Below are 20,354 nucleotides of genomic sequence, written 5' to 3' on the forward strand. Positions count from 1 at the left end.
AGTTTTAGACGAAGTGGCACAATGGAGACTGTTATGAAACAAGACCAGACAAACTATCCGGCTCCGCCCGAAGTTCCTGAACCGGGCGCGATACCGGTCGGACAGGGGCAAATTCAAGAACCGGCTGGACTCGACGACCTGCTTGACGAAATCGAGGACCTAGTTGCCGAGGACGCCGGGACTTTCGTGCAAGGGTTCGTGCAAAAGGGCGGGGAGTGAATCTTGGCGCGAAACCCTCACCTGGACCAATTGCCGCGCCGCATTTTCGGCATCGAAACGGAATACGGTATTTTAGCCGCCGCGGTGTCGGGCGGTGCCCCGGTGACGGACGCGGACACGGCCGGACGGATGTTGTTCCATGACGTGTTAGCTCGCAGCCAAAGCACCTCGGCGTTTCTCCCCAACGGGGCGCGGCTCTATCTCGATGTCGGGTCACACCCCGAATACGCTACCGCGGAATGCTTGAGCTTGGACGATGTGTTGAACCAGGACCGGGCGGGGGTGGAAATCCTGGCGGAAATGGCAGGTGGTGCCAGCGAGCGCCTGAGCGCCCAAACTGGTACAAAAACCCAGGTACACCTGTTTAAGAACAACTTGGACGCGGCGGGTCACTCGTGTGGCTGCCACGAAAACTATCTGCTCTACCGGGACGGGAAGTTTCGTTCCCTAGTCGATTCCCTCGTCTCGTTCCTGGTGACGCGACAAGTCATTACCGGGGCCGGCGCCCTGCTGCGGATCCAGGGTGAAACCCGTTTTTGCTTTTCGCAGCGCGCTTTCCAGATAGACGACGCCGTGTCTGGGGCCACCACCTCCACCCGACCTTTGGTGAACACTCGTGACGAACCTCACGCGGACGCGAAACGTTATCGCCGTCTGCACGTCATTGTTGGTGATTCCAACGTTTTGGAGCCTCCGACTCGTTTCAAAATCGCGACGATGAACCTGTTGCTGGCTGCTTTGGAGGCCGGGGTGGATTTTTCTGATTTGTCTCTGGTGTCGCCCATTGCCGCGTTACGAGACATTACCGACGATGTCACAAGTTTCGGGGGGCAAGTCCGGGTGGAGCTGACGGACGGTCGTCGCTACAGTGCCTTGGAGATGCAAGAGGATTTTCGCGACCGCTTGTCAGCAGTGTTTTCCGGAGCCGAGCTCGGTGCGGATTACCGCGAGGTGTTGTCCCAATGGGAGCAATGGCTGGAGGCTCTGCGGACCCAAGATTTACAGGTTTTGACTGGCCAGCTGGATTGGGCGACAAAACTGTCTTTACTCAATAGTCTGCGCCAGCGCTATGATTTGGCGTTATCTGACCCGAAGGTAGCACGTATAGATTTGGCTTACCACGACATCACCCCCGGAGGGCTTCGCTTGGATGAACGCGGCCTGGCAACGCGGCTGACCTGTCCGGATGCGGTTGAGGCTGCGAAAACTGTGCCTCCGCAAAATACTCGCGCCAAAGTGCGCGGCGCGTTGATTGCCGCGGCGCAGGAACACCGGGCGGATTTGCAAGCTGACTGGACCCATTTACGTCTGCCGGAATCGGGATTGGGAACCGTGACACTCAGCGACCCCTTCGCGATTGATAGCACGGAAGTCGATATGCTTATGAAAAGTATGGAGGCAGTTTGAGCGAAGAAACCCCTCGGCGCTCCTCACACCGGGCCGCGGGCCCGGTTGATGGAGGAACTTACGTTAGGCGTGAGGTCGACCCGAACCTTTCGCCGCGTCGGCGCGCCAGAATGCTGGCGCAAGTTGCCGAGCAACAGTCCGCCCCGACCACCCCGCCGATTACGGATGGTGCCAAAGACTTGCTGACCTCTTGGCTGAAAGCTAACGGTTTTGAGGATTTGGAGGCTTTCCAGGAAATGACCCGGAGAGCCGAATCGCAACTTCGGCCAACTCCGCCGTCCGGCACCACCCCCTCCCTGACGCGTTCTGCGGAACCACCCAAGAACGCTTCTGATGCCGCAACGAATCTTGCGGCGCCCTCGTCACTACCGGTAAAGCCAGCCGTGTTGCCACGCCGAGCCACTCGTTCGGCGACACGCCAGACGACGCAAACTCCCACCGCCCCTAGTCAACCGGATTACACCACGCGTCCAGCGCTTGGAGTGCCTAATGTTGCATCACCTCACACGTTCCCGGCGGCGCCAGCAGCCTCGTCTATAGATACCGCTGACGCCCCAGCTCAGGTGTCTGCGCCACCACAAGCCACCGCGCCAGACTCGGTCTTGAATCTTCCTCCCGAAATGGTGCCCACGGTCAGTTTACGGCGTGAAGACGTACAAAACGTCGCTGTAACGGAACCGATAAAGCCGAAAACTCACAGTCCCCGCCGGGCGGCAAAACTCCGTCTCGCCGCATCTTTACCCCGAAGGCCGAAACCGCTGGCGAAAACGAAAGTTGTACCCGTTGCCCTGACCTTGGGGATTTTGCTGGCACTGAGCGTGGCTCTGGTGCTGTTGATTATGTGGTATCGCAGTGCCGTGGCGGTCAGCGACCCCGCGAAATCAAAAATTGAAGTCTTGGGAGCGCTTGGCGCCCAACCTGTGCTGACCCTGTCCGAACCCATCCCCCTGGAAAAAAGTTCCACCGAACGTCTGATAAAAGGCGACGGACAAAAGATTCAGGACGGCTCCATCGTCGCGCTGCGAGTCACAGTTTTTTCAGGAATGACCGGAAAACTGCAGTCCACCTCTGGCGATGAATCCGTGCTGGTCGGACCCCTTTCGGCAAAAGTCTTCGGTACAGAACTGTACAACGCGGTGCGCGGCGCCACCGAGGGCTCGCGCTATATCTTGAAACAGCCTGTCGAGCAGCAGGGTACTTCCACCATGGAAATCGGGGTTATCGATATCATCCCCACCACTCTGAACGCTCAGATGGAGGCATTGCCCCCCGATGCTGGTCTGACCGTGAGTGAAGACCAGGGCCAGGTTCGCCTCGCTATTGTCTCGGATTTTAGCGGTGCTTTTCGTTCCTACCCCTTGATTACCGGCTCTGGAGCGACGGTTGCTCCCGGCCAGACCGTACTGGTGAAATATCAGGAATTTTCTTACTCAAATCCGCCCGCGGTGCTGAAAGACCACTGGTCCGAACCGGTGAAGCTAAAACTGGACGATAAAGTGCAGCAGGGAGTGGCGCGCGGCATTGTGGACCGCAAGATTGGTTCACGGATGTTGCTGGAAGTGCCGCCCGCCGAAGGCTCCGGCAATCAGGCAACTATCCTGGTGGTAGACATTTTGGCGGCTTGGGATAATCCTAAAATGACGAAAGAATCTTGAGGTGACTAAATGTCGAATCGTTATGCCGACGACACTTTGACGGTGCGCGTGATTCCTTGTTTGGACGTGAACGCCGGCCGCGTAGTCAAAGGGGTGAACTTCGAAAACTTACGCGATGCGGGGGATCCGGTCGAGCTGGCAGCGCGATACTGTGCGGCCGGGGCGGACGAAATCACGTTCCTGGACGTGTCCGCCTCCGTGGAAGGCCGGGCGACGATGGCCGAAGTTGTGCAGCAGTGCGCTCGTGAGATTTTTGTGCCACTGACAGTCGGCGGGGGCGTGCGCAGCGTTGCTGACGTGGAACGTTTGCTGAAATCTGGTGCTGATAAGGTCAGTATTAATACCGCCGCGATTGCCCGCCCAGAACTTATTTCTGAGATTGCGTCGCGCTTCGGAGTACAAGTGTTGGTGCTGTCGGCCGATGCCCGGCGGGTTCAAGGAGAGGTACGCACCCCCTCGGGCTATGAAGTCACCACGCATGGTGGCAAACAATCGACCGGGATTGACCTGTTGGAATGGATTGGTCAGGCCTGTGAACACGGAGCCGGGGAAGTCCTGTTGAACTCGATGGATGCTGACGGTACCAAGGCTGGATTCGACATTGAGATGCTGCAGGCGGTGCGTCCGGTCTGTCCCGTCCCTCTCATTGCTTCGGGTGGGGCGGGGACTGTCGAACATTTCGTGGCGGCCGCACAAGCCGGGGCGGATGCGGTTTTGGGCGCTTCCGTCTTTCACTTCGGTGAGATTACAGTAGCTGAAGTTAAGGCAGCCTTAGACGCCGCCGGCTTCCCAGTTCGTTAGCTTTCTTCGCACGATTTCGATAAACCTCGGTTTACCCATTTGACACCCCAGTCAGTCGCCGCAGTTCCAGAGGATAATTTTGCTCTGAGCGATTTGGGTAAATATCACGTCAGCTGGCATTATAATTCCGTGACCGAATTACCCAATGATGTGTCCCGGCGTCTGAAACGTGACGCCCAGGGGCTATTTGCCGCGGTCATCCAAGATTTTGACACGAAACGCGTGCTGATGGTCGGCTACATGAACGATGAGGCTTTAGCTCGCACTCTGCATGAGGGGCGAGTGACCTTTTGGTCGCGCAGCCGTGAGGAGTACTGGCGTAAAGGCGACACTTCCGGCCATTTTCAATTCCTGCGCCGCATCGAGATTGACTGCGATGGAGACGCGCTGCTGCTGCAGGTCAAGCAGATAGGCGCGGCTTGCCACACCGGCACCCTTTCCTGCTTTGACGCCGGAGGGGTCATCGAGTCGGCACGGGTGGACGCCGATATGGCGACCCCGGCTCCCTTGTGCGGAACCGCCGACCGGCCGACAGAGACGGCGGGACGCTGATGCTGACGTATGAAGAGTTTTATCGCCAAGCCACAGCCGAGGTGGCCCTGCGCGAGGCCACGGTACCTTTAGAACTTGTGAAAGAGCACGCCCGCCACACTCCCAGTCCGAAAGACGGTCTAGCGGTGCTGCACTCCCGACCCGGTTTTGTGGCCATCATGGGGGAAATTAAACGGCAAACTCCGACGGCTGGTTTTCTCAATCCCATCGAAGATCCGGTGGAGTTAGCCAGGGAATACGTCGAAGGCGGCGCCGTGGCGGTGTCCGTGGTGACCGATTACCCGAACTACTTGGGCACTAGCGAAGACTTCGTGCAGGTTCGCCGCGCGCTGGACGTGCCGATGTTGCGTAAAGAGTACGTGGTCACCCCCTACCAGATTCACGAGTCTCGGGCTATGGGTGCGGATATGGTACTGCTGATGGTGGCCTTGCTGGAGCCGATGGTGCTGGAGGCGTTGGTGGAACGGACTCATTCGCTGGGAATGTGTGCCCTGGTGGAATGCCATTCTCGTTTGGAGGCGCGCCAAGCTATTTCTGCTGGGGCGCGCCTCATCGGGATCAACGCTCGGGACCGGGAAACGGGTGCGGTGGACCTGTCCATGTGCGAGCAAACTATTGACGTCATTCCACCCGACATCACCGTGGTGGCTGAATCGGGGGTACACGGCCCGCAGGAGGTTTTTGACTATGCTCGGGTCGGGGCTGACGCTATCTTGGTCGGTGAGGCGCTGGTGCGTTCCTCGGACCCCGTGAACCTGTTGCGCAAGATGACTTCCGCGGCGCAGCATCCCGCTTTGCGTCCCGACCGTGCCTCTCGGTACCGTCACAAGACCGAAGGTACCGATTGATGTCCGCCCTGACTTTTGTCGCCGTATTTTCGGTGCCATTTTCCTCTCACAGCCTTCTTTCTGCCGTTCGCACCAGTATTCCCTCCCCGCCTTCACCGATTTTGCTCAGCTTGGGTCCGCTCACGATTCGCTGGTACGCTTTTTGGATTATTTTGGGCATGGCACTGGCGATTTTCTGGACCTCCAAGCGTTACCAAGCCCGTGGAGGAAACCCCGGCTTGGTGGGTGACATCGGAATCTGGATTTGCCTCCTGGGCATTGTCGGGGCGCGTGCCATGGCTGTGTTTTCCTATCCCGGCGACTACTTTGGTCCGGGCATCCCGTGGTGGAAGCCTTTTGCCATCTGGCAAGGCGGTTTGGCCATCTACGGTGGTCTCATCGGCGGATTCCTCGCTGCCGTGGGATTTCTGCGTTTCAAGAAACAGCCCCTGGGAGTGTTCTTCGACGCGCTGGCCCCCACGGTCCTGGCCGCCCAAGCCTTAGGACGCCTGGGCAACTACTTTAACCAAGAAGTCTACGGTAAAGCTACGACCCTGCCTTGGGGGCTAGAGATTAGCCCCCAGATGGCTCCGGCCAACACGACACCGGGCACCCTGTTCCACCCGACTTTTCTCTATGAAATCATCTGGAACCTTTTGGCCATGAGTCTCTTGCTGCTGTATGAAACGATTCGCAAACGTTCCCGTGATTCCGAGTCCGCCCCACAAGTCAATGTTTGCCGCGTGACCGGCCAGTCTTGGGGGCGCCTGTGTTCTTGGGAAATCGGCGGCCTGTACCTGTTCCTGTACAGTTTGGGACGGTTTTTCCTGGAGTTCGTGCGTATCGACTACCAGTACACGGTGGCCGGGGGAGTCCGCTGGTTCCAAGTCGTCGCCGGCATCATCGCTGTTGTAGGGTTAGTCGTGTTTGCGGCGGCTCGCTACCGGAAACTGCCTGCCGTTCTGACCGAGGTCCCCCAGCCAGCTCCGGATTCCTCGGAAACGCAACCCGCAGCACCCAACCAGGAAAAATCCCCTTGTGACCCCGAGTCCGAACCCGAGGCAAAAACGACCGCCGATACTGTAAAAAACCCCGAAAAATAAACTTGTACCTGACTCTTACCCCGTTTAAACAGCGATTTTACGGATGTTACGGTATAATGGTTGTATTGAAGCAGTAATTCCTAGGGGGTTTTACTGCGGGGGGTTACCGGCGCAACCTATGCGTCAGCCCCTCAGAAGATGAAGAGGAAGAAGGTAAACATAATGAATATGAATGATTCTATACATCATCTGACTTGGTCGCTTTTTGACCGTAACTCTGATCGTCAAGCTCTTAACTTGTCCCCGCGGTCAATTTTGTCCGAGGTGGCGCGTCCTTGGTTTGACGCTTACCGTCATGATCCGATGATTGAGTCGGCTCTGCGGGACTTGAACGAGGACGGCGCTCGCCGCGTCCGAGCCCTGGATTTCTTGGGATTGGATTTGGTTTCGGCAGCTGCCTAACAGCTAGGCATTTTGACGTAAATTCGCGGTAAGCCATAGGCTTGCCGCGAATTTTTGGCTTACTGACCAAATGGGACAAAACGTGCTAAAATCGAACACATGTTCGATACTGTGCGGTCTGTAAAATCGTGGCGCCCCTATGCGTTAACGCCGCCAGCGCCGCACTCCGGCCTTCCTTTTGCGCCGGATTTGGTGCCGGCTGGCTGGCCTTCGCCCGCTCAGGATTATTTCGACCGCGACATTGATCTGAACGAACACCTTATCCGTAATCGGCCCGCGACTTTCCTGGTGCGGGTCGCGGGGGATTCCATGATCAACGCGGGCATCAGCGATGGGGACGAACTCATCGTGGATCGTTCCTTAGAAGCGGGGGAAGGCAGCGTCGTCATTGCCGTTATTGACGGTGAAATGACGGTGAAACGCTTGCACTTTGGGACTCGCGGGCCGGAACTACATCCCGCTAATCCAACCTATCCCGTACTGCACCCCTGTGAACTGGAAATTTGGGGGGTGGTGACGCGATGTCTGCATCGCCTCTAGGCTCGGGGGTCTGCCGCGAACTTGAGCACACCCCTCGCCGTAGGGAAATAATTCGTGAGGAATACGTCCACCAGGACGGGCTGGTACATCGCTTTGCCCTGGTGGACGTGGATTCTTGCTTTGCCAGCTGCGAACGAATTTTTCATCCGGAGCTTTCCGGGCGTCCGGTAGTGGTGCTGTCTAACAATGACGGCTGCGTGGTGGCACGCTCGCGGGAGGCGAAAGCTTTGGGCATTAAGATGGGCATGCCGTGGTTTCAAATCCGAGCGTGGGCCGAGGCCTGCGGCGTGGTAGCCCGATCCAGCAACTACGAACTTTACGGCTCTATCTCGGCGCGAATCATGGAAATCTTGCGCCAGTTTTCCGCCTCGGTAGAGGTCTATTCCATCGATGAGGCATTCCTGAGGCTCTACGGCAGACCCGCGGAGCTCCTAGGCATAGCCCGCGGCTTACGGTCCCGAATCCTGCACGACCTGGGGGTGCCGGTTTCGGTCGGAATCGCCCCGACCCGGACTTTGGCAAAACTCGCTTCCCACGGCGCCAAACATACCCCAGCCCTGGGCGGAGTGGCCAGCTGGGATGCTTATACCCCGGCTCAGCACGACAGGATTTTACGAGGTACCGAAATCGGTGATTTGTGGGGCGTGGGGCGACGCCTGAAAAACCGCCTGGAAGCTCTGGAGATTACGAACGCGCTACAACTACAGAGGGCTGATTCCAGCGAAATTCGCCGCCGTTTCAACGTAAATCTGCAGCAAACGGTGTTGGAACTCAACGGGGTGCCCTGCATCGAGATAATTGAACGGGATGCGGTGCGCACTTCCCAGGTCATGTATTCGCGTTCATTTTCCACGCCGGTGCGCGGGGTCACGCAGGTTTATCAGGTCCTGTCTATTTATTCCCAAAATGTGACGCACCGTCTGCGCCGCCAACAGATGACCGCCGGGGCGCTGTGGGCTTTTGCATCTACTGCCTGGTACAAGGAGCCTTTCTCACGTATCAGCGCGATGGCTCCGCTACACCCGCGCACTGACGACCCGGTGACAGTCCTGAGAGCAGCCGCGAAAGTCCTGCTGGGACAGGTCAATCCGCGAGCAGATTACGTGCGGGCGGGCATCTGCCTGACAGACTTGGGCAAACCTGACCCGCAAGAGCCGTTGCCCATGTTTGCCCCGGACCCAGCAACGCGGCGGCGGGGAAAAATTATTGACCGGGTCAACGCGGCGGTGGGAGAGGGCTCTGTAGGGCTGGGGCTGGCGGGTCTGAAAGCCGCTCCGGACTGGACCATGAAACGAGAGATGCTGTCTAACCGCGGCACGACGCACTGGTCCGAGCTGGCTCTGGTGCGCTAACACAGCGGCGCAAAAGCGGAAATATTAAGCAAAGAAATCCTTACTCGCGGAAGAACAGGTGAAATAGTTTACAAAAAAAGGGACCCCGGTCCCTTGTGAAAAAACAAGGAGACGAAAGAATTAGTTATGAGGTTGGAGATTCCAATCAAGTACCCAACGGACTATCAAAGGAGAAAGTCATGCCTCAAAAGATTCGCGCCTCCATCGCGTATGGCGTTGGTAAAGGGTTTTCTAAGCCCGAAGAACTCATCCTCGATGATCCCATCAAAGCCGAAGTGCTGGTCAATATCGAGGCTTCCGGCCTGTGCCACTCGGATTTGCACCTGGTGGAAGACGACGACAAGATGTTTGAATTCCCGGCTGTTTTAGGCCACGAGGTCGCCGGCACGGTAGAAGCCGTCGGCCCGGAGGTTGTGGGGATTAAACCAGGAGACCACGTGGTCGCCACACTGGAGCAAATTTGCGGACATTGCGACAAGTGCATGGCTGGCAAGCCACATTCCTGCCGTCACCAGGAAGAATGCGTGCGTCAGCCGGGTGAACCGCCGCGTCTCAAGTTCCCCGACGGACGTCCGATTACCCAAGCGCTGGGAATTGGCGGGTTTGCGTCCAAGTCTTTGATTCACCAAAATCAGTTGGCGGTCGTGAATAATCAGGTAGATATGGCTGAGGCCGCCTGCATCGGCTGCGCCACCATCACCGGATTCGGAGCAGCGAAGAACTCGGCGAAAGTGCAGCCAGGGGATTTAGTTGCGGTCATCGGCACCGGCGGCATCGGACTGAACGTAATCTTCGGAGCGCGGGTGTGCGGCGCGCGCACCATCATCGCTATTGACGTGTTCGACAACAAGCTCGAATTCGCCAAGAAGTTCGGTGCCACCCACGTGGTCAATGCCAAGAAAGAAGATCCGGTCGAGGCTGTGCGCCGCATCACCGGCGGCGGGGTGGACAAGTCCTTCGAAGCCATCGGATTTGCGGAAACTATGAAACAGTGCTGGGATATGTTGGCCCAGGGCGGCACCGCCTACTGCATCGGCTTGGCGAAACCGGACGCCACGGTTTCCTTGGAGATTGACCCCATCAACCTGCTGTTTATGCAGCGTGGCTTCAAGGGCGTGTGGATGGGGGCGACAAACCCGAAGCACGACATTCCCTACTATGCGGACCTGGCGGTGGACGGCCGGCTGAATATGCACGACATCGTCACCCAGCGCATCCGATTGGATCAGATTACCGAAGCCTATGAACAACTCATGCGCGGCGAGGTTATCCGTTCGGTGATCACCGAGTTCTAAACCCAGATAATCGTGAAGTTCCGTTTTCCGGGTGGGTCTGCGGGGACTCACCCGGAAAACGGTTTTGTGCTAGCGTGTGCCGTGCTTAGGGAAAATCTAGCGTTTGCGGTATAGGCGCTTACGCTGGAACTTTGGTTCCGAAGTGACTTGGATTCCGAGGTTTCTGAAAATCCCTTCGTCCACTGACCCCAAGATGGTGGTGGTGTGGACGTTCGTGCCCTCCAGTTCCTTGAGCATCCCTAGGGCGGCGCGTGCTTCGGGGGAAGTCCCGGCCGACACGGACAGGGCAATCAGCACTTCATCGGTGTGCAGGCGGGGGTTACGCGAACCCAAATGCTGGGTCTTTAAGGTTTGAATAGGCTCAATCGACTCGCGTGACAGCAGGTCCAGCTCCGGATCGATGTCAGCCAGGTATTTTAGCGCGTTTAACAGCATCGCGGCGGAACAGCCCAGCAGGGCAGAGGTCTTGCCGGTGATAATCGTACCGTCGTGCAGTTCAATAGCGCTGCCAGGCTGGTTGGTGGCAGCTTCGACTTCCAGGGCGGCTCCCACCACGTGACGCTCCCAAGTCGAGATGCCCGCTTTCGCCATCAACACCGAGATACGAGTGGATTCCTCGGAATCCCGGCCGTCCCGGGCTTGTTCAACCAAGGCTTTATAGTAGCGGCGGATAATTTCTTGACGCGCGGCCTCCTGACAAACCTCGTCGTCGCTGATGCAGTAGCCTGCCATGTTTACCCCCATGTCAGTAGGGCTTTGATAGGGGGATTTGCCGGTGAGCTTTTCCAACATGGTTTTCAGCAGCGGGAACGTTTCGGTGTCGCGGTTGTAGCTGGTGACCTGTACTCCATGTGCTGCCAAGTGGTAGGGGTCGATGAGGTTGATATCATCCAAGTCCGCGGTGGCAGCTTGGTAAGCCAGGTTCACCGGATGTTCCAACGGTAGGTTCCAAATTGGGAAAGTTTCGAACTTGGCGTAGCCAGCTTCGATACCGCGTTTATTATCGTGATAGACCTGAGAGAGGCAGGTTGCCAGTTTGCCGGAGCCCGGACCGGGGGCGGTCACGACGATGAGGTCACGAGTCACTTCTACATAGTCATTTCGGCCAAAACCGTCCTCGGACAGCACCAGTTTCGTGTTCGAGGGATAACCCTCGATAATGCGGTGCCTGGCTACCTTCAATCCCAGTCGTTCCAGGCGCTCCTTGAATGCAAAAGCCAGGGCATTGTCGTCCGCGAGCTGGGTCATCACCACATTTTCCACCAGGAAACCGCCTTCGCGGAACACGTCAATGAGTCGCAGCACGTCGTCCTCGTACGTAATATCCAAATCGGCTCGCCGTTTTTGCCGCTGCAAGTCCAAAGCGCTGACACAAACCAAAATCTCAATTTCGTCCTTTAACTGGCGCAACATCGAAATTTTGTTGTCCGGGGTAAACCCAGGCAGCACTCTGGAGGCGTGCATATCGTCGTAGAGTTTGCCGCCCATCTCCAGGTAGAGCCGCCCTCCGATTTCTTGGCGGCGCTCCGCAATGTGTGCGGACTGCATCTTAATGTATAAGTCATGGTCAAACCCAATTTTTCGGCTCATAAATTACTTCACTTTCCAAATGTTTCAGCAAGGCATCAATAATTAATTATTGTCTTAGCTTACACTAGGGGAGTGACGTTCTCAGTGACCGCGGCCACCGCGGAACCCGCTTTACTGGATTTGCCTTGGGAATTGCCTTTGGAGGAATGGCCGGAGCGTTATATCGCGTCTTTCCCGCACGGTATTTCACGCCACATCGTGCGTTTTGTGAACCTCGGACCGCGAATCATAGCGGTGAAGGAAATCTCCGAGGAAAAGGCTCGTCACGAGTATGCCCTGTTGCGTGACCTGGTACGTTTGGAACAGCCGGTGGTACAGCCGCTGGCTTACGTCACCCACCGTACCGATGCTGCCGGGGAAGAACTGAACAGCGCCCTTGTGACCTATCATCTGCCGTTTTCCCTGCCTTACCGAACTCTGTTTACCGCCAATATGAGTCCCGAGACCGCCACTCGCCTCATCGATTCTCTAGCGGTGTTGCTGGTCAGACTGCATTTGTTGGGTTTTTATTGGGGCGACGTTTCGCTTTCGAACACGTTATTTCGACGTGACGCCGGGGCATTTGCCGCTTACCTGGTCGACGCGGAAACCGGGGAACTACATCCCGAAGGCCTGACTTACGGGCAACGTTCCTATGATGTCGAAATCGCTCGCGTGAACATCATCGGTGAGCTTATGGATCTCCAGGCCGGGGGTACTCTTGACGAAGCCGCCGACACCGTTGAAATCGGTAATCTGCTCCAAGACCGCTACGACGCCTTGTGGGATGAACTGACCTCTGTGGAAACGTTCAGTGCGGACGAAACTTGGCGTATCGAGGACCGCATTCGGCGTTTGAATAATCTGGGCTTTGACGTGGGGGAGCTAAAGATGAAGACGGACACCGCGGACGGAGCTCGCCAACTGCTGATTCAGCCCAAGGTCGTGGATTCGGGGCATTATCACCGCCAGGTAATGCGCCTGACCGGCCTCGATGTTCAGGAAAACCAGGGGCGGCGCATGATTAACGATATGCAGACTTTCCGAATGCTCAATCATCTCGAAAACGTGCCGCTTGACGTAGTGGCGCACCGCTGGCTGACCAAAGTTTATGAGCCGATTTTGGCGGCCCTCCCGGAGGAGCTACTGTCGAAACTGGAGCCGGCTCAGGTGTTTCACGAGATTCTAGACCATCGTTGGTACCTCTCGGAAAACCGCGGGGAACAGGTCAGCTTACACGAGGCCATTGACTCCTACGTGCGCAAAGTCCTGCCTCAGAAACCCGACGAAATTACCATTATGGGTGAGTAGGGTACTGGCTCTCTTTGCTTATCCGCTGGGTATCAGCACACCTCAGCAAAAATCGATTAGTAAAGAAACAATGTCTGTTTTTTGTTGGTACTGCAACGAAACGTGTAGTACCCCGGGTGAGATTCGAACTCACAACAAGCCGGGTTTGAGCCGACCGCCTCTACCAGTTGGGCTACCAGGGCATTCTTTGTGAAGGTTCAGTAAATCACCGTCGCAAAGACTTCATATATACTAAAGTATCTAACGAGAAAATCAAATCGAGTCCACTCACAAGGGAGATCTGAAAGAGATGGCGAAGACGACATCTGCAGCAAAGGACACCAAAATTCACAGACGGGTTATAGTGGCGGAAGACGAGGCCTTAATCCGGCTCGACATTGTCGAAACCATGAAAGAAAACGACTTCGAAGTGGTTGGCGAAGCTGCCGACGGCGAAGAAGCCGTAACCCTAGCTTTGGAACTGGAACCTGACTTGATTGTCATGGACATAAAAATGCCGAAACTAGATGGCATCGCGGCAGCCGAAAAAATCATGAAGGAAGCCCCCTGCGCCATCGTGATGCTCACCGCTTTTTCCGATAAGGAACTCATCGAACGCGCCAAAGATGCCGGCACTATGGCGTACTTGGTGAAACCCTTTGACCCCAAAGATTTACTGCCCGCGGTGGAAGTAGCCCTGTCGCGCCACCAGGAGCTGCTCTCCTTGGAAGATTCCATCGCGGATCTGCAAGACCGGCTCAGCACCCGCAAACAGGTAGACCGCGCCAAAGGCCTTTTGATGGAAAAAATGGAGCTGACCGAGCCAGAAGCGTTCCGCTGGATTCAAAAAACTTCGATGGATCGCCGCTTGTCCATGCGGGAGGTTGCCGACGCGGTCATTGACCAGCTGGGGGATTAGTTCCGTTCAATAGTTTGCGTCCTCACCATTTGGAAAAGGTCACTTTTCCAGGTGTTCGACGATTGCGCAGCTCATCAGCCCGGTGGAAATGACCTTGCCGCTGTCTTCGCTGACGTTCTCAAAACGGTAAACCGCAGTGCGTCGCCCCAAATGTACCGCGTCTACGGTACAAACAATGTTTCCGCCCAATCCCGGTTTAATGTGGGTTATGTCAAGGTGTGCCCCCACAGTGGATTTTCCGGACTTTTGGGCCCACTTATAGGCTGCAAATGACGCCACTGTCTCAGCCAGCAAAGCGGCCGCGCCGCCGTGCAAAATTCCAAAAGGCTGGGTGTTGCCTTCCACCGGCATAATTCCAACGGCGTGTTCGGGCGTAATCTCACGGAAAGTTATGCCCATTTTCGCAATCGCTGCACCAATGTTGTTCTCGTCCATTTTCGCCTCCTGGGTTACTGGTAGCCTTAAGTCATGGCTGAAAAACGTTTACTGGTATTGGACGGACACTCCCTCGCGTTCCGCGCTTTCTTTTCGCGGGATCCGGAAAGTTTCCGCACCTCCACGGGTGTCTATACCAATGCAGTACACGGATTTTGCTCTATGTTACTAAAAATGATTCGCAGCGAAAAGCCGACCCATATCGGGGCGGCCTTCGATTTGTCGCGTCATTCTTTCCGTACTGATATTTATCCTGAATACAAGGGAGGACGCAGCGACACCCCCGAAGAATTCATTGGACAGGTCGAAAATATTCAAAAGCTGCTGACCGCAATGGGGATTAAGTGGTTGACAGAACCCAACGTTGAGGCCGATGACATTTTGGCGACTTTGACGGCAAAAGGGATTAAAAACGGCATGGAGGTATTGGTTTCGTCAGGGGACCGCGACACTTTTCAGCTTATTTCCGACAACGTCACCGTGCTTTACCCGGGACGCAGTATTGCGGACACAAAACGGATGACTCCCCAAGCAGTAAAAGACAAATACGATGTCTGGCCCCAGCAGTACCCGGAAATCGCCGCCCTGGTGGGCGAGCACGCCGATAATTTGCCGGGCGTTCCTTTGGTCGGGGAAAAAGTCGCTGCGGCTTGGATTAATGAATACGGTTCCCTGGACGCTTTGCTGGAGCATCGCGACGAGCTCACAGGCAAACGTGGGGAAAATTTGCGTCAACACATAGAAGACGTCTTGCGGAATCGCCAGCTCAATCGGCTACGCACCGACCTGCAGCTTCGGGTCGGTTTAGAGGACTTGCACTGGACCGGCTTCGATGCTGAGGCAGTAAAAGCCGTGTGCGATGAGCTGGAGTTCAATCAGCTGCGCACCCAGATACTGAAACTCGGTCAAACTCTCGGGATGACGTCCGCCAATGCAGTAGCCTCCGGTGGTGCGTCCAGCGAGATAGAGGAACCTGAACCACAGGATGCTGACGGTTTTGGGGTGATACCGAATCCTGAGCGGTTCCGTCTGGGGAGTGACTTCACCCCGGCACAGTTTGCCCAATGGCTGCAAAGTACGGAGAAAAACAGTTTAGGTATTTGGGCAGTGGGCAACATCGGGGTCACCAATCCGCGGATTGACTGGCTGTTTTTGGCTACAGACCAAACTCCCCAGGGGCAGTTTGTGTTGATTGTCCCTGACGAACTGACACCGGAAACGGAACGTATGCTGCGCGATGCTTTGATGGGGAACCGCGAAAAAACCGTGTATGACGCGAAATCGCTGCGTCACGCGCTGCGCGCCCACGGCTGGGAATTACACGGCGCGGTCACGGACGTGAATATGCTCGATTACCTGGTAAATCCCGACGGGAACCGTACCAAGTTTGCCAGGGTGACGAAGCGCTTGCTGGGTTGGGAAATTGATGAGAAACCCTCCGACGTCAGCAAGATTAGTGAACAAATGACTTTGGACTTAGGTCTGGAACCGGACGGAGAGTCCCAGGCTCAACCGTGGCCACAAACCCTGATTAATCAAGGCATATATACTTACGCTTTGCTGCGGATGCAGCCCATGCTCCAGCAGTTGGCGCGTTTCCGGCGGGTTGACGGGTTACTGGAATTGGAGAACCCACTTTCCCTGATGTTAGAAAAAATGGAATATACCGGCATCGGTATTGATACGATTTGCCTGGATGATTACGCTCAGAGTCTGCAATCTGATGTAGAGATGGCTCAGAAATCTGCTTTCGAATCCATTGGCCGTGAGGTCAATCTATCCTCCCCAAAGCAGCTGCAGGATGTTCTGTTTACCCAGTTAGAGCTACCGAAAACTAAAAAGACCAAAACTGGATATACTACCGACGCAAAGGCTTTGGAGGAACTCGCGCGATACAATCCGCATCCTTTCCTCGAAGCACTTTTATACCATCGTGACCGGATAAAACTTTTACAGATTGTGCGCAATCTGCGCGACCGGGTGGGCGATGACGGCAGGATTCATACCACTTTTGGGCAAACCGTAGCCGCGACCGGACGGTTGTCCTCCATTGATCCGAACCTGCAAAACATTCCGGCACGCACTGCGGACGGGCAAAAAATTCGAGAAGCCTTTGTGCCTCAGAAACCCTATACCGCATTGATGACAGCAGATTATTCACAGATTGAGATGCGGATTATGGCGCATCTCTCCGGCGACGAGGGGCTGCTGGCGGCGTTTGCTTCCGGCGAGGACCTGCACCGTTCAGTGGCGGCTTTGGTTTACGGAGTGACACCCGATGAAGTGACCGCCACCCAACGCTCCCACGTCAAGGCAACTTCTTACGGGTTGGCGTACGGATTGAGCGCTTTTGGTTTGGCCGGTCAGCTGAATATCTCTCAGAGGGACGCCAAGCAACTGATGGACACCTATTTTGAGCGGTTCGGAAAGGTGCGGGACTATTTGAATTCCATTGTCACCACTGCCACCAAGGTTGGTTACACGGAAACCATGCGCGGACGACGTCGGTACCTGCCGGATTTACGCTCTACGAATCGGAACGTGGCTGATAATGCCCGGCGCGCGGCACTAAATGCTCCCATCCAGGGCAGTGCGGCCGACCTTATGAAAGAAGCGATGCTCCAGGTTGATGCTGATTTGCAACGCGAACATTTGCAGTCTCGTGTGTTGCTGCAAGTCCATGACGAACTCGTCTTAGAGGTCGCACCCGGAGAAGAGGAGAGCTTGGAAACCTTGGTACGTGGAGCGATGACGGGTGTCGCGAAACTGCGGGTTCCGCTGGAAGTTTCGGTGGGCCTTGGCCCTAATTGGAGAGCCGCTGCGCACTAAAAACCAGGAACCGGCACCGGGAGATCCGGTACCGGTCCGCGGTAAGTTGGAATCGGTTACTTTACATCTTCGAGGTACTTATCGGTGTCGAAGTTGTTTTCACCGGCAAAGCTCTGGGCGATTTCTTTGTCGTTGTCGTCAATCTTGCCGCTCGAGAACCGCGCCATTAGCATAGCGATAGCACCATCGCCGGTCACGTTCGTAGCTGTCCCAAACGGATCGAGGGCGATGTAAGAAGCAATCATCAACGCAACTTGTGCATCGTTGAATCCCAGCATGGAGGACAAGATTCCAGTCGCCGCCATAATAGCGCCGCCGGGAACGCCAGGAGCTGCCACCATGGTGACGCCCAACATAAAGATGAACCCGACGAACTGGGCGACACTGACCTTAATATCGGAGGTCATAATGATAGCCAACGCGAATGCAGTAATCTTCGAGGTCGACCCCGCCAAGTGAATCGTGGCGCACAGCGGTACCGTGAACGAAGCGACCGGGTCGGGAACCCCAATCTTCTTGACTTGACGCAAGGTCACCGGAATCGTGGCCGCGGACGAAGACGTCCCCAAAGCGGTCGCGTAGGCGGGCAGCATCGTCAACAGAGCCTTGAAAGGATTGACTCCGAAAGCCAAACCGCCGACCAGGTACAGGGTGACTAGGATAATGACCTCCAACACCAAGACCAGGATGACCACGACCGCCAGCACGGCGATGACGTTGTAAACCTCACCGGTCTTGGTCATGTTGAGGAAGATGCCGAAGATGTGAATCGGCAGCAGAGGAATGATAACTTTTTCAATCAACTTGATGATGATGGCGCGGAACTCTACGAAAGCACGCCGCAATGTGCCGCGGGACACCATGGACAAGCCGATGCCCATGATGAACGACAAAATGAGCGCGCCCAGCACGGAAATCGGGGCGGGAATCTCCAAAGTCACCGCTGGGGCAATACTGGACGCTGACGGATCTGCAACGGAAGCCAGGGAACCCTTGCGCAAGAAGTTCGGCAACACGCTCTCGGAAATGCCGTAGGTCAGGAACCCGGAATACATCGTCGAGATGTAGGCGACCAAAGCGGTCAATCCCAGCCACTTCGCTGAACCGGAACCGAGGTCAGCAATAGCGGGGGTCACCAGCCCGATAATAATCAGTGGGATACAGAAGTTCAGGAACTGGCCAAACAAAGAATTGAAAGTGGCGAAACCCACAACGACGGGCTTGGGAACGAAAAGCCCAAAAATAATGCCCAGGACAATCGCGATGACAACCCAGAGCAAGATGCCACCCTTTTTGAAAAAATTCACTATAGACTCCATGCCCTGCATTAAACCATACTTTTTACACGCTCTTTTCATCTGATCACCTCCCGCCTGCTAACCGTGGCTGGCCCCGCGAAAAACCCGCTTTTAGCCGCAGTGCATGCCGGGGAGTCTCGGAAAGTAAATTCTGGGGTCTATTTCGGTTTTAATTTGGATAGGCCAGCGCTATCCAGTAAGATAGATGCTTGGTGTTTTATCGCTTTATGGTGGCTTTTTAGCCGTCTGAGAGCGAGACAGCATCGGTAATTATTCCTACTACCTGACCTTGGAGTCACCAACTAAATGTCCAATACTACTAATGTCCCTACTACTGTTCCTCAGGTTGCCATTAACGACATCGGCTCGACCGAGGACCTCATCAAAGAAATCGACAAGACCATCAAGTACTTCAACGATGGTGATCTTGTCTCCGGAACCGTCGTGAAAGTTGATCGCGACGAAGTTTTGCTCGATATCGGTTACAAAACCGAAGGCGTTATTCTTTCCCGCGAACTGTCCATTAAGCATGATGTGGACCCCGACGCGGAAGTCAAAGTTGGTGACGAAATCGAAGCTCTGGTCCTCCAAAAGGAAGACAAAGAAGGCCGCTTGCTGCTGTCCAAGAAGCGCGCTCAGTACGAACGCGCTTGGGGCGATATCGAAAAGGTGAAGCAGGAAGACGGGGTCGTCAACGGCACCGTTATCGAGGTTGTCAAGGGCGGTTTGATTATTGACATCGGCCTGCGCGGATTCCTGCCGGCCTCCCTGGTGGAGATGCGCCGTGTCCGCGACCTGCAGCCTTACATTGGCCGCCAGCTGGAAACCAAGATTATCGAACTGGACAAGAACCGCAACAACGTGGTTTTGTCCCGTCGTGCTTTCTTGGAACAGACTCAGTCCGAGGTGCGCACTACGTTCCTGTCTACCTTGCAAAAGGGTCAGGTTCGCAAGGGCGTGGTGTCCTCCATCGTCAACTTCGGCGCGTTCGTCGATTTGGGCGGGGTGGACGGCCTGGTGCACGTGTCCGAGCTGTCCTGGAAGCACATTGATCACCCCTCCGAGGTAGTTCAGGTCGGCCAGGAAGTCACCGTGGAAGTTCTCGACGTTGACTTTGATCGTGAACGCGTGTCCCTGTCCTTGAAGGCTACTCAGGAAGATCCGTGGCAGACTTTCGCTCGTACTCACAAGATCGGTCAAATCGTTCCGGGTAAGGTCACCAAGTTGGTGCCTTTCGGTGTGTTTGTCCGGGTCGAAGATGGTATCGAGGGCTTGGTGCACGTCTCCGAGTTGGCCACTCGTCACGTGGAGGTTCCCGAACAGGTCGCCAAGATTGGTGATGAAATCTTTGTCAAGGTTATCGATATTGACCTCGAACGCCGCCGTATCTCGCTGTCCTTGAAGCAGGCCAACGAGGGGCTGGACGTAAGCTCTGATGACTTTGATCCTTCGCTTTACGGTATGTCTGCCGAATACGACGCGGAGGGCAACTACAAGTACCCCGAAGGCTTCGATCCGGAAACGAACGAGTGGATGGATGGCTACGAGGAACAGCGCGCTGCTTGGGAGGCCTCCTACGCTGCGGCTCAGGCTCGTTTTGAAGCCCACAAGGAACAGGTCAAGGTCGCTCAGGAAGCCGACAAGGAAGCCGCTATCGCTCAAGGCGTAGCTGAACAGACTTCTTACAGCTCCACCACCGAGGAAGAAGCCGATACCTCTGGTACCTTGGCCGATGACGAGGCTTTGGCGGCGCTGCGCGACAAGCTGGCTGGAGAGTAAAACCTCGTAAGCCTCGGCGCGGCTGTCAGGCCGGCAATAATTTCAATAGTGATGCGGAAACGATTGGGTTTCCGCATCACTT

General features: G+C 55.8%; 18 protein-coding genes and 1 tRNA gene. 15 read left to right on the forward strand and 4 right to left on the reverse strand.

The features are described from left to right. Nucleotides 1-21: 21 nt before the first annotated feature. From Q0X47_RS00180 to Q0X47_RS00230, 11 genes are all read left to right on the forward strand, one after another. A complete protein-coding gene (locus Q0X47_RS00180; protein ID WP_297721262.1) occupies nt 22-219 on the forward strand; it encodes a ubiquitin-like protein Pup in 198 nt (65 codons plus the stop codon). A gap of 3 nt (nt 220-222) precedes the next feature. After that, the gene (locus Q0X47_RS00185) at nt 223-1,626 is read left to right on the forward strand and encodes a proteasome accessory factor PafA2 family protein (protein WP_297721264.1); all 1,404 of its coding nucleotides are present in this window, start codon (nt 223-225) and stop codon (nt 1,624-1,626) included. Beyond that, a complete protein-coding gene (locus tag Q0X47_RS00190) occupies nt 1,623-3,281 on the forward strand; it encodes a hypothetical protein (RefSeq protein WP_297721267.1) in 1,659 nt (552 codons plus the stop codon). The genes Q0X47_RS00185 and Q0X47_RS00190 overlap by 4 nt, the downstream gene beginning before the upstream one ends. A 9-nt stretch (nt 3,282-3,290) precedes the next feature. Further along, nucleotides 3,291-4,082 (forward strand): imidazole glycerol phosphate synthase subunit HisF, encoded by a 792-nt coding sequence (gene hisF / locus Q0X47_RS00195; RefSeq protein WP_297721271.1) that lies wholly within the window; start codon nt 3,291-3,293, stop codon nt 4,080-4,082. Nucleotides 4,083-4,211: 129 nt separating this feature from the next. After that, complete coding sequence (gene hisI, locus Q0X47_RS00200; RefSeq protein WP_297721274.1) at nt 4,212-4,634, forward strand: phosphoribosyl-AMP cyclohydrolase; 423 nt, start codon at nt 4,212-4,214, stop codon at nt 4,632-4,634. Beyond that, the gene (locus Q0X47_RS00205) at nt 4,634-5,482 is read left to right on the forward strand and encodes an indole-3-glycerol-phosphate synthase (protein WP_297721277.1); all 849 of its coding nucleotides are present in this window, start codon (nt 4,634-4,636) and stop codon (nt 5,480-5,482) included. The genes hisI and Q0X47_RS00205 overlap by 1 nt, the downstream gene beginning before the upstream one ends. Beyond that, nucleotides 5,482-6,564 (forward strand): prolipoprotein diacylglyceryl transferase, encoded by a 1,083-nt coding sequence (lgt, locus tag Q0X47_RS00210; protein WP_297721280.1) that lies wholly within the window; start codon nt 5,482-5,484, stop codon nt 6,562-6,564. Before Q0X47_RS00205 ends, lgt begins: the two co-directional genes overlap by 1 nt. 162 nt (nt 6,565-6,726) lie before the next feature. Beyond that, nucleotides 6,727-6,966: a hypothetical protein gene (locus tag Q0X47_RS00215; RefSeq protein WP_297721283.1), complete on the forward strand. Its 240-nt coding sequence runs from the start codon at nt 6,727-6,729 to the stop codon at nt 6,964-6,966. Nucleotides 6,967-7,065: 99 nt separating this feature from the next. Beyond that, nucleotides 7,066-7,506 (forward strand): LexA family transcriptional regulator, encoded by a 441-nt coding sequence (locus Q0X47_RS00220; RefSeq protein WP_297721286.1) that lies wholly within the window; start codon nt 7,066-7,068, stop codon nt 7,504-7,506. Then, complete coding sequence (locus Q0X47_RS00225) at nt 7,488-8,858, forward strand: Y-family DNA polymerase (protein ID WP_297721289.1); 1,371 nt, start codon at nt 7,488-7,490, stop codon at nt 8,856-8,858. The genes Q0X47_RS00220 and Q0X47_RS00225 overlap by 19 nt, the downstream gene beginning before the upstream one ends. 179 nt (nt 8,859-9,037) lie before the next feature. Next, the gene (locus tag Q0X47_RS00230; RefSeq protein WP_297721291.1) at nt 9,038-10,153 is read left to right on the forward strand and encodes a Zn-dependent alcohol dehydrogenase; all 1,116 of its coding nucleotides are present in this window, start codon (nt 9,038-9,040) and stop codon (nt 10,151-10,153) included. A gap of 96 nt (nt 10,154-10,249) precedes the next feature. On the opposite strand, the gene Q0X47_RS00235 is transcribed toward Q0X47_RS00230, so the two are convergent. Beyond that, entirely contained in the window at nt 10,250-11,743 is a 1,494-nt protein-coding gene (locus tag Q0X47_RS00235) for a DUF1846 domain-containing protein (RefSeq protein WP_297721294.1), read from the reverse strand. Between the two features lie 72 nt (nt 11,744-11,815). Between Q0X47_RS00235 and Q0X47_RS00240 the strand changes: the two genes are divergently transcribed. Further along, nucleotides 11,816-13,033 (forward strand): DUF4032 domain-containing protein, encoded by a 1,218-nt coding sequence (locus tag Q0X47_RS00240; RefSeq protein ID WP_297721297.1) that lies wholly within the window; start codon nt 11,816-11,818, stop codon nt 13,031-13,033. A 108-nt stretch (nt 13,034-13,141) separates the two neighbouring features. Here Q0X47_RS00240 and Q0X47_RS00245 read toward each other — a convergent pair. Further along, nucleotides 13,142-13,215, reverse strand: a tRNA-Leu gene (locus tag Q0X47_RS00245). Nucleotides 13,216-13,322: 107 nt separating this feature from the next. Between Q0X47_RS00245 and Q0X47_RS00250 the strand changes: the two genes are divergently transcribed. Then, nucleotides 13,323-13,931: an ANTAR domain-containing response regulator gene (locus Q0X47_RS00250; protein ID WP_297721300.1), complete on the forward strand. Its 609-nt coding sequence runs from the start codon at nt 13,323-13,325 to the stop codon at nt 13,929-13,931. A 39-nt stretch (nt 13,932-13,970) separates the two neighbouring features. On the opposite strand, the gene Q0X47_RS00255 is transcribed toward Q0X47_RS00250, so the two are convergent. After that, on the reverse strand, nt 13,971-14,366 hold the full coding sequence (locus Q0X47_RS00255; protein ID WP_297721303.1) for a PaaI family thioesterase: 396 nt from the start codon (nt 14,364-14,366) through the stop codon (nt 13,971-13,973). 33 nt (nt 14,367-14,399) lie between these two features. Between Q0X47_RS00255 and polA the strand changes: the two genes are divergently transcribed. Next, complete coding sequence (gene polA / locus Q0X47_RS00260; RefSeq protein WP_297721306.1) at nt 14,400-17,195, forward strand: DNA polymerase I; 2,796 nt, start codon at nt 14,400-14,402, stop codon at nt 17,193-17,195. A gap of 56 nt (nt 17,196-17,251) precedes the next feature. Here polA and Q0X47_RS00265 read toward each other — a convergent pair whose 3' ends face one another. Further along, a complete protein-coding gene (locus Q0X47_RS00265) occupies nt 17,252-18,514 on the reverse strand; it encodes a dicarboxylate/amino acid:cation symporter (RefSeq protein ID WP_297721550.1) in 1,263 nt (420 codons plus the stop codon). Between the two features lie 285 nt (nt 18,515-18,799). Here Q0X47_RS00265 and rpsA point away from each other — a divergent pair, with 285 nt between their 5' ends. After that, a complete protein-coding gene (rpsA, locus tag Q0X47_RS00270) occupies nt 18,800-20,272 on the forward strand; it encodes a 30S ribosomal protein S1 (protein WP_297721309.1) in 1,473 nt (490 codons plus the stop codon). Nucleotides 20,273-20,354: the final 82 nt, after the last annotated feature.

The sequence above is a fragment of the uncultured Mobiluncus sp. genome, assembly GCF_947254095.1.
Lineage (GTDB): Bacteria > Actinomycetota > Actinomycetes > Actinomycetales > Actinomycetaceae > Mobiluncus.